We start from the raw sequence: 9,916 nt of genomic DNA on the forward strand, positions 1-9,916 counted from the left end.
TTGATTGTATTAGATTATAAATTGAATTGCACACCAAGTGTCCATTGTTTAAGTGTAGGTAAAAATCCTGAAGTTTGATTCTCGGGGTCTGCCCCTTGGTATTTTGTAAATGTTAGTACATTTTGTCCTTGTAAATAAATACGTCCTGAAAATGATTTTGTCCATTGCTTTGGTAAATTATAAGAAAGACTAACGCTTTTTAATCTTACAAATGAAGCATCACTTAAAACTCCATTACTATCGATGTAACGGGAATAGGCTTGCATTGCAGGTGCATTAGCTCCTGAAGTGTAGCTTTGGGAAGTTGCGTTAGCACCATTTTCTGACCAATTATTTAGAGCATCTATTGGTTGATTTGAAAAACTTCCTGCCACTGGAAAGAAATAACCAAAATTTCTCCCTTGTTGTTTTACAAATTGGAATAGAAAATCTACTTCCCAATTTTTATAGCTAATTTGATTGCCTAGCCCTCCAAACCATTCTGGATTTAAATTGCCAATTACTTGGCGGTCATTTGGTGCTGCAATTTGTCCGTCGTTATCATAATCTTGAAATTGATAGGCTCCAGAAATTGGATCAAAACCAGTGAGGTTGTATAATTTTATAATGTTTAAAGGTTGTCCTACTACTAATGAATTAGCATACGTAGATCCCTCCAAGTTTTTAAATTCTATTAGCTCATTTTTAGGTTGAGTAAAGTTTACTGTTGTTACCCATTTAAAATTCTGATTGCTTATGTTTACTGTTCTTAAGTCGATTTCAAGCCCAGTGTTTTGAACGGTTGCGTCAAAATTAGCTTGTATTGTAGGAAAGCCTGTTGTTGCTGGAAGTGGCACACCCACTAATTGATTAGCAGAGCGATTTGAAAAATAAGCAGTGGTAAAAAAAACCTTGTCGTTCCAAAGCCCTACTTCTAAAGCTATTTCTATCTTTTTATTGGTTTCCCAACCGAAATTAGGATTAAATAATCGGGTGGGTTGCAAGCCAATAGTCCCTTGATAATTGTTTGCTGTACTATTATAAGTATCTAAAAATTGATAATCTCCTATTTGGTCATTTCCTGTTGTTCCAAAACTTGCTCTTAGTTTTCCGAAACTTATTACTTCTATATTATTTTTAATAAACTCTTCATTTGAAAATACCCAAGCAGCTCCTATTGCTCCAAAATTCGCAAAACGATTTCCGGGACCAAAGCGACTTGAACCATCCCTTCTACCTGTGAAATTTATTATATATTTTTCGTCCCAATTGCAGTTGAATCTTCCAAAAAAAGCATTGTACTTGTAAATAATTTCATCGTGATTAATTATTTCTCTGATACTTGCTGCCGCTAAGTTATTGATTAGTGCATTACTAGTGAAACCTGATCCCGATTGCACTAATTGTTGCGCTAAGTCCCTTTGGAAAGTAGTACCAATTAATGTATTCAGTTTTAGCTTATTCCAATTGTAATTCCAGTTTACTTGTGGCTCAATAATCCATGACTGTCTGTTGCTGTTGTTTAAGTACAAAGTAGCCCTGTCATTTGTAATTGCATCAAATGGATTATACATTGTGGTTGGGATTGTTCTGCGTTCTACTATTCGGGTGTCCGTATAGCCTACATTAGATTTTAATTCTAGATTCGGCAGCAACTTGTAACCTAATTGAAGATTTGAGATTAGATTATTCGTGTTCGATTGGTATTTTGAGTTTAAAAAACCTAGTGGATTTTCGAAAGAGCCATTTTCCCAGTTTAGTGTGCCATCATCGTGATACAATGCTGGTGCATTTGGTGCTAAAGTGTAAGCATACCGAGTAAGATCTACCCCTGGCAATGTATTTTTATCTGCGCTATAATTAGCACTCAATTGTACATTAAATTTATTATTATCAGAAACGTGATTTATGTGTGTATTTATTACTCCTCTTTTGTAAACGTTTTCACCTGGATACACCGTAGTTTCATTTCTTAAAGTTCCCCCGATGAGGTATTGCGTTTGACCACTGCCTCCCGATACTGTTCCTTGCATACTATTGATGATGGATGTACCTCCTATTAGTTCTTTCTGCCAATCGGTATATCGGTTTTCATCCCACGTCCCATTTATATCATAAGCATTTGTGGGAATACTAGTAATCCCATCATTCACAAAAGCTTTTCGTCTCATAGCCAAATACTGGCTAGTATTCATCAAATCCATCTTTTTTGTTACGGTACCCACCGTTGTAAAAGCCTGCCCTGTGAATTGTGTTTTTCCTTGTTTCCCTTTTTTAGTTGTAATCAACACTACCCCATTTGCGCCTCTTGCACCATAAATTGCTGTTGCATCAGCATCTTTTAACACTTCAATGCTTTCAATATCCGCTGGGTTAATATTGTTTAAAGGATTATTAGTATTGGGTAGAATCCCTGCTATTAAACTGGTATTCCCCAAGGTTTGAGCTGCGTATGGCATACCGTTTACAATATACAAGGGTTCATTTCCTTCGTTTCTAATGCTATTAGTACCCCGCACCCTGATTTTGAAACCCCCTCCTGCAGTTCCAGATTCTTGAGTAATATACACGCCAGTCATTCTTCCTTGCATCGCTGCTAGTGGATTAGCAACGGGTTGCTGTTCTATTTCTTTGGATTTTACTTTTGCTATACTACCCGTTCGTTCTTTCTCTTTAACCGTGTAGTATCCGGCATTTACCACAACTTCTTTGAGCATCGTGGTATCTTCCGTGAGTTGGACCGTTATTATTTGTTGCTCTCCTACAAGTTGTTCTATGGTTTTGTACCCTAAGAATGAGAAAATCAGTACGTCCTTTGGTGCAGCTTTAATGGTATATTTTCCAGTAAAATCGGTTTGCGTGGCTGTTTTGCTGCCTTTTACCTGAACCGTAGCCCCGACCAAAACACCCATAGCATCTGTTAGCGTTCCTGTTATTGTTGCGGTTTGTGCGTAACCTACTGATGCCCAGCAGAGCAGCAACAGTGTTACATATTGAGGCAGTAGTTGTGCACCCAATCGTTTAAAAAATGAATTTTTATTCATACTTTTGATTAGTTAAATGAAACATTAGTTTTGTTTAGTCCGGTCCTCTATTCGTCCGCCAAGAAGATTTAGAGGGCCTTTTTTTTCGCCTTAGTTTTAGTGCCTTTTAGGCTATTAGGCATTAAGTTGATTGCTACACCATACGCATTGTTTTTTTCAGGGTTTAAAATTTAGGAAGATCCATTGCCGTTGCTTGTTGCAGCTGAGCGCAGGCAATGCCCTTCCAACTAACTAAATCAATAAAAATGATTTGCTTGCGAAATTTTTAAAATGGAAACAAGGCTAAGAATTGGGTGAGTTAAGGGCATAAAAAAAGCGTGGAACTCAACTTAATGCGCCGAAGGTACTGGTATACCGTGCAACAATAAGAGAGCCCACGCCCATAGACGTGAGCATCGTACTTATCTTCTCGTTGCTTAAATTACCAGTTTTTCGACGCGAGATTCAAAGCGAATGCTTCAATATTTAAAATGAAGAATCGCAAAATTACATTTTATATGTAATTATCATACAAACATAATAAAAAATATTTAATAGTATGATATATCATACCATTTATTTCATGAAGAAGAGTGAATTTTATCATTAGATAATAAAAAAGTGACGGAAAAAGAAAAATTAGGAAACGAGTTAAGAAAACTTAGAGAAAACACTCCAAGTTCTGAGTATGATAATTTGCATATATCTCAACAAGAACTAGCTGACAAAAATATTGGTTTGACTAAATACTTTATCGGTACAATTGAAAGAGGAGAAGCTAATCCAACTTTAGAAAAATTTATCTTCCATTTAAAAGCTCTTAACTTAAAGAAGTTTAAAATTTTAAATGTAGAAATTGATATTGATAAGTTCATCGAAGAGAACTCTAATATAAAGTAATGAATTGAATTTTATGAAAAATAAATAAAAAAGATGCTTTTACATCTTTTTTATGCTTTATAGCCAAATCTAAGAGGACCAAAATGGATAGTACTAAAAAGGATGATTGGAAGAAGAACAAGTAGTAAAATAAAATTTCGATAACTATAAAAATTTCAATTATATTCGTAAAGAATTTATATTTTAAAAAATAGCACGAATATCGCTTTTTTGACTGTATTTTTATAACCATTTAAAAAGCAAGTGTTTACGGATTTTTAAAATTTAATGGTTTGTGTAAATATGCGTTGGGCGACATTTTGCCGCAAAAAACTAAAAAACAGAAAATCTTTTACAATCAAACCAAAATAAATCACTAAATTTGTATCCGAATGAATACAGTTAAATTAAGTACTTTATTGAAAAAACATCAGAATTTGATAAATGGTTGAGAAAATTGAAAGATTTGCGTGCCAAAGCGAAAATTTTATTGAGAGTACAAAAATTAGAACAAGATGAACATTTTGGAGAATGCGAATCAGTTGGAGACGGTATAAAAGAACTTAAAATAAACTATGCGAAAGGTTATCGAGTTTATTTCAAGGAAAAAGACGGAAAAATTATAGTTTTACTAATTGGTGGTGACAAATCATCTCAACAAAGTGACATAGAAAAGGCAAAGGAAATTTGTAAATTATTAAAAAATTAGAAAATGGAAACATCAAAATTTGACATAGCCGACTATTTAGATAGTAACGAAATGGTTGCTGAATATTTAAATGAAATTTTAGAAAACGGAAACGAAAATGACTTAATTACGGCAATCGGAAATGTTGCTAAAGCAATTGGAATGACTAAAATTGCTGAAAAATCAGGATTAAGTAGACCAAGTTTGTACAAAGCACTATCTGACGGAGCTAAACCTCAATTTTCAACAATTGTAAAAGTTTTAAAAGCAGTCGGTGGACAAGTAACTGTTAATCCAATATCGGTTTAAAAAAACAACGAACACAGAACAGTGGTGACCGTTGCACAACATCATTTTAAATCAAATTTCTTGATAAAATCAATAAAACCAACCACATTTAAAGACATTTAAGCGAGGTTGGTTTTTACGTTTTGTGTCGTTTTTAGAAAAAATATGAACTGCTTAAAAAGTCTATTTTTAGGTCATAAAAATGCGTTTTGAGTAAGCTGTGTGCTTTCTGCAATTCTAGTTGCATTTGTTGCAAATGTTGTGTGGATTTTTTAACGACAAATCGCAAATATTTCTTTAAGTTATACGTCAAGGACGCCATCAAAACGTGTTTGTTGGTGTTTTTGGTTGTAGGTTGAAAGTTGAAGTGGATTGTGGAAGTGGTTTGTGTGGGATCCTTTCAGGATGACAAACTGTGTGGAAGTGGATTGCGGAAGCCTCCCCCAACCCCTCCGAAGGAGGGGAGCAAGAACCTACAAAGACATTACGTGGATACTGGAAGTGGATTGCGTAGGATCCTTTCAGGAAGACAAACTAGACGGGAATAGTTTGTGGAAGTGGTTTGTGTGAGATCCTTTCAGGATGACAAACTGTGTGGAAGTGGTTTGGAAAAGCCTCCCCCGACCCGTCCGGAGGAGGGGAGCATGAACCTACAAAGACATTAAGTGGATTCTGGAAGTAGTTTGCGTGGGATCCTTTCAGGATGACAAACTGTGTGTCGAAACTTTGTGTGAAAGGGTGTGGATTTCACTTATACTAAACTTACCCACAATCTTGTCACCCTGTGAAGGGTCTCTTATGGGTAATGTTGTAGGTTGTAGGTTGTAGGTTGTAAGTTGTAGGTTGAAGTGGATTGCGGAAGTGGATTGTGGAGATACGAGTGGGTTCCCTCCGATGTCGGGATGACAAGTTTGTGGAAAAAGCTTCCCCCAACCCCTCCGAAGGAGGGGACCAAGAACCTACAAAGACATTACGTGGATTCTGGAAATGGTTTGCGTGGGATATTTTCAGGATGACAAACTAGACGGGAATAGTTTGTGTGAAAGGGTGCGGATTTCACTTGTACTAAAGTTACCCACAATCTTGTCACCCTGTCAAGGGTCTCTTATAGGTAATGTATTAAGTTGTTGGCTGTAAGTTGACGGTTGTAAGTTTTAAGTTTTAATTTGAAGTGCATTGTGGAAGTGGTTTGCGTGGGATATTTTCAGGATGACAAACTAGACGGGAATAGTTTGTGGAAGTGGTTTGCGTGAGATCCTTTCAGGATGACAAACTAGACGGGAATAGTTTGTGGAAGTGGTTTACGTGGGATCCTTTCAGGATGACAAACTAGACGGGAATAGTTTGTGGAAGTGGTTTGTGTGGGGTCCTTTCAGGATGACAAACTGTGTGGGAGTGGGTTGTGGAAGCATCCCCCAGCCCCTCCGAAGGAGGTGAGCAACAACCTAAATAAGATATGAAGTAGATTCTGGAAGTGGTTTGCGTGGAATCCTTTCAGGATGACAAACTGTGTGGAAGTGTATTGCGGAAGCCTCCCCCAACCCCTCCGAAGGAGGGGAGCAAGAACCTACAAAGACGTTACATGGATTCTGGAAACCGAAACGAATAATTGAGGTGCAAAATTCTTTTTTCCTCGCGTGATTAAAATTACAAAAAACATCGTTTTATCCAAATATTTTTAGGTATATTTGATAGTTGCGCAACAAGCACTACGTTAAGCAATATTTAAAAAAACACATGAAAAGTAAGTTTGTTTTGTTAATAATAATTCTTCTATTCCAGAAATCATACTCGCAAGAGATTGAATTAAGACATCTAGAAGGACTTGAAAATTGGATTGAAAAAAGCATAAATGATAACCATTTTATAATTGGAACTCCTTCAAGAATTAGTTACACTAATTTTGATTATGATAGCCAAAGCGAAAATTACAAGGAATCACTATCAATATTTCTTAATTTTTATAGAACTGGCACCTATAACATAGATTCCATTGGAAGAACTAAAGATCGGTCAATGTTACAATACGGAAACAGAAAAGGGATTGACACATATTATTACCAAGATAAACCAAACCAACAAAAAGAACTATTTATACAGAGATATTGGTGGAATAACCAAAATGACATTCCAAATGAAATGGAATTATCATTTAATTTAAAAGAAATTTATAAAAACGATTTATTATTACAACGATTCGGTTATGAAAATGAATTGAACTTCATCTATGATGATAAAAATAATTTAACTGAAATAATTTCAAAAATATATAAAAACCCTCATGAATATAATGAAAAAGGCGAGATTCTTAATTTAAAGAATAATTCGACAATTGAATCAAATACATTATTCACGTATAAATATAACACCAAAAATATTCGAATAGAGAAAAAAGAAATAAACTCAGAGTATATTACATGGATTACCAAATATATTTATGATGCATCAAGTAGATTAGTAAAAGAAATAAAACTTGACTATACTGAAGGTGTTTTAATTTATATAAATCCAAAAATTTATCAATACAACTTACAAGGGGATGTAGTTGTATTAAATGAATATTTAAAACACACGTCTCAATTACCATCTGGAAATGATGAGGAAAATATAAAATCATTTTTGTTATTTATTGATGAAAATCCTGATTATTATCTTAGAGAACATAATGCTTATACTTATCAATATGATGAAAATGGAAATTGGATATCCAAAACATTTTATAAAAAAGAAAGCGGTAGTGGTTATGATTATAAATACAAATTGACCAGGCAGATTGAATACAGATAACATTGCCACACCGAGTAGACTGCCCCACTAGAAACTAGCAGGGAGAGCCTCTAACACCACCGAGCCCACAAATCACTCCGATAAAAATAGGGACAGGCTGTACTACTCGGTTCGCAAAGAGAAGGATTGAGCTGGATGTAAAGTTCGGTCAAAGATAGGCATCCTCTTTTCTTCAAGCGTTTTAAAGTTATGGACGTTGCTAAAATTGGGATTTGTGCGATTGCCCACCCTCCTTTCCTCGTTCTGCTCCAAGCATAAGCGTGGTGGTGGTCAATGCCCAATCGTATGAGGTTTTTCCTCTTTCGTTCGGGTTTTTTCCAGTCGTGCCAAATGCAGTAGCGTAGTCGATTGCGTAGCCAGCCGTCTATATCTCGCAGTTTTCCCATGATTTTTGTACCTCGAAAATAGGTTAACCATCCCCGTTGCACTTCTTTTATCTTAGTTATTCGCTCGTCAAATTTTGCTGGTGTGGTTTTTCGGGTAATGCTTTTAAGCCGTTCCTTGAGTCGTTTCCATGCCTTTTCTGCTACTACTAATTGGTATTGATTTTTGCTCCCTTTTTTGTAAACAGGAACAAAACTAAAGCCTAAAATCGTGAAGTTAACGGGTTTTCTAACACCGCTCTTTTCTTGATTGACTGTTAGTTTAAGCTTGTTCTTTAGGAACTTCTCAACAGCAACTTGAATAGCTTTCGCTTGATTATGGCTTTTGCAATAAATACTAAAATCATCGGCATAACGAACGAATTTGTGTCCTCTTCTTGTCAATTCTTTGTCCAATTGATGGAGCAAAATATTTGACAGTAACGGACTTAATGGGCTTCCTTGCGGAACGCCTTTTGTTCGTTTTTGTAGTTTTCCGTTGATTTTAATGGGTGCCTTGAGCCACTTCCGAATGAGTTGCATCGTGGTTTTGCATTTGACTTTTTGGAACACTAAATTCAGTAACAAACAATGGTCTACTTCGTCAAAGAAATTCTTCAAGTCCGTATCTACAATGTGATTTAACCCTTGATGGATGTAGTCCCGTGCTTGTCCAACGGCTTGTCGGGCATTTTTATTGGGTCTAAATCCATAACTGTGGGCGTTAAATTCGGATTCAAATAGTACTGCAAGGTTTTGTGCCACGCTTTGTTGCCATACCCGCTCGGTTGTTGTAGGAATACCTAATAATCGGGTTTTCCCGTTTCCTTTTGGAATTTTAATCCCTAAGATCGGTTGAACTTGATAGTTTCCTGTTTTGATTTGCTCGATAAATTGCAGTTTCATTTCAGTGAATATATTGCGAATTTCACCCACAGAAATGCCATCGACTCCCGCACTACCTTTGTTAGCAATAACGTGACGCAATGCTTTTTCAAGCTGATAAGGATGTACTACGCGTTCAATCATCTTAGTTTTATTTCAATCTGTTTTCGTTAGCTAAAGCTATCTTGCGATTCTTTTAGCCATTGAAAACCTCTTTACGTTCAGTCCTTCCTTGCTTGTGAGACCTGTGCAATTTCTGTTTGCACCTCGTTTACCACAAGTACTATGACCTCTGCTGACTTCTTGACCTAACCAACTCGTAGTTGTCAAGATCTCCCCTGGTAACCGCTTTTTCTTTCCTCCAATTCCTGCATCATCTACAAATTAAAACTTTGGTAATCTTTGGACGTTACGTTGCTGTGGACGCTTATCCGTTTTAACTTGCCTCATATGACATTTCTGTTCGTCAGTACCGGATTTTGCCGTTGCGCTTCCTTCAGTGCATAGCTCACGATAAACCACCTTGCGACGTGCTAATGGTTCGAATTTTTAGTCCGCCCATGCTTGTCCCGATTTCTCGGGAAAGGACTTACACCTTCTAGAAAAATAACACTCCATAATTTTGATTCTTAATACGAAAATTTGTATTTTCGAATTTTAAATCGACACTACAGAGTGTGTCCTGCGGATGCAGGGCACACACAGCGGTTAGCTAAAACCACAAACGCTTGGTCTATTTTTGGAAAGTTTCTTAATAATTCAAAAATTTGTTTATATTTGAAATGGTTAGTCTTAAATCTTTGTGGCTTCGGCTAGCCGCAAAACGACGTCAGGCTGTGAAAAAACCTTGTTTTTTCACAATTTGCTTTTAAAAGCTCTTGTAAACTTCAATACCTTCGTTCTACGGTACACTATTTTTTAGGTTGCAATTGGTAACTCTTTTTCATTAAAGCCGTAATAATGGCTGTAATAACTCGTTTTAAAACTAAAACAACCTTTGCTTTTGTAAGGTGACTTCCATTTCT

6 protein-coding genes are annotated in these 9,916 nt (G+C 36.2%); 4 read left to right on the top strand and 2 right to left on the bottom strand.

Annotated elements, in window-relative coordinates; genetic code table 11:
• Window positions 1-14: 14 nt before the first annotated feature.
• Window positions 15-3,023, bottom strand: a complete 3,009-nt coding sequence (locus tag ACFSX9_RS13815) for a SusC/RagA family TonB-linked outer membrane protein (RefSeq protein WP_379808682.1) — start codon at window positions 3,021-3,023, stop codon at window positions 15-17.
• Window positions 3,024-3,623: 600 nt separating this feature from the next.
• On the opposite strand from ACFSX9_RS13815, the gene ACFSX9_RS13820 reads away from it, so the two are divergent.
• The 4 genes from ACFSX9_RS13820 (at window position 3,624) to ACFSX9_RS13835 (ending at window position 7,644) form a co-directional block, all read left to right on the top strand.
• Window positions 3,624-3,902: a helix-turn-helix domain-containing protein gene (locus tag ACFSX9_RS13820; protein ID WP_379808684.1), complete on the top strand. Its 279-nt coding sequence runs from the start codon at window positions 3,624-3,626 to the stop codon at window positions 3,900-3,902.
• 427 nt (window positions 3,903-4,329) lie between these two features.
• Complete coding sequence (locus ACFSX9_RS13825) at window positions 4,330-4,590, top strand: type II toxin-antitoxin system RelE/ParE family toxin (protein ID WP_379808686.1); 261 nt, start codon at window positions 4,330-4,332, stop codon at window positions 4,588-4,590.
• Window positions 4,591-4,593: 3 nt separating this feature from the next.
• Window positions 4,594-4,878, top strand: a complete 285-nt coding sequence (locus ACFSX9_RS13830; protein ID WP_379808688.1) for an addiction module antidote protein — start codon at window positions 4,594-4,596, stop codon at window positions 4,876-4,878.
• A 1,716-nt stretch (window positions 4,879-6,594) separates the two neighbouring features.
• A complete protein-coding gene (locus ACFSX9_RS13835) occupies window positions 6,595-7,644 on the top strand; it encodes a hypothetical protein (protein WP_379808690.1) in 1,050 nt (349 codons plus the stop codon).
• 50 nt (window positions 7,645-7,694) lie between these two features.
• On the opposite strand, the gene ltrA is transcribed toward ACFSX9_RS13835, so the two are convergent.
• Entirely contained in the window at window positions 7,695-9,035 is a 1,341-nt protein-coding gene (ltrA, locus tag ACFSX9_RS13840; protein WP_379808692.1) for a group II intron reverse transcriptase/maturase, read from the bottom strand.
• Window positions 9,036-9,916 lie beyond the last annotated feature (881 nt).

The sequence above is a fragment of the Flavobacterium ardleyense genome, from assembly GCF_042686085.1.
Taxonomy (GTDB): domain Bacteria; phylum Bacteroidota; class Bacteroidia; order Flavobacteriales; family Flavobacteriaceae; genus Flavobacterium; species Flavobacterium ardleyense.

What these genes read in the sequence shown, in the direction of transcription:
- ACFSX9_RS13835 (WP_379808690.1), top strand. Translation starts at nt 6,595, where the DNA reads ATGAAAAGTAAGTTTGTTTTGTTAATAATAATTCTTCTATTCCAGAAA.
- ltrA (WP_379808692.1), bottom strand. Translation starts at nt 9,035, where the DNA reads ATGATTGAACGCGTAGTACATCCTTATCAGCTTGAAAAAGCATTGCGT.
- ACFSX9_RS13815 (WP_379808682.1), bottom strand. Translation starts at nt 3,023, where the DNA reads ATGAATAAAAATTCATTTTTTAAACGATTGGGTGCACAACTACTGCCT.
- ACFSX9_RS13830 (WP_379808688.1), top strand. Translation starts at nt 4,594, where the DNA reads ATGGAAACATCAAAATTTGACATAGCCGACTATTTAGATAGTAACGAA.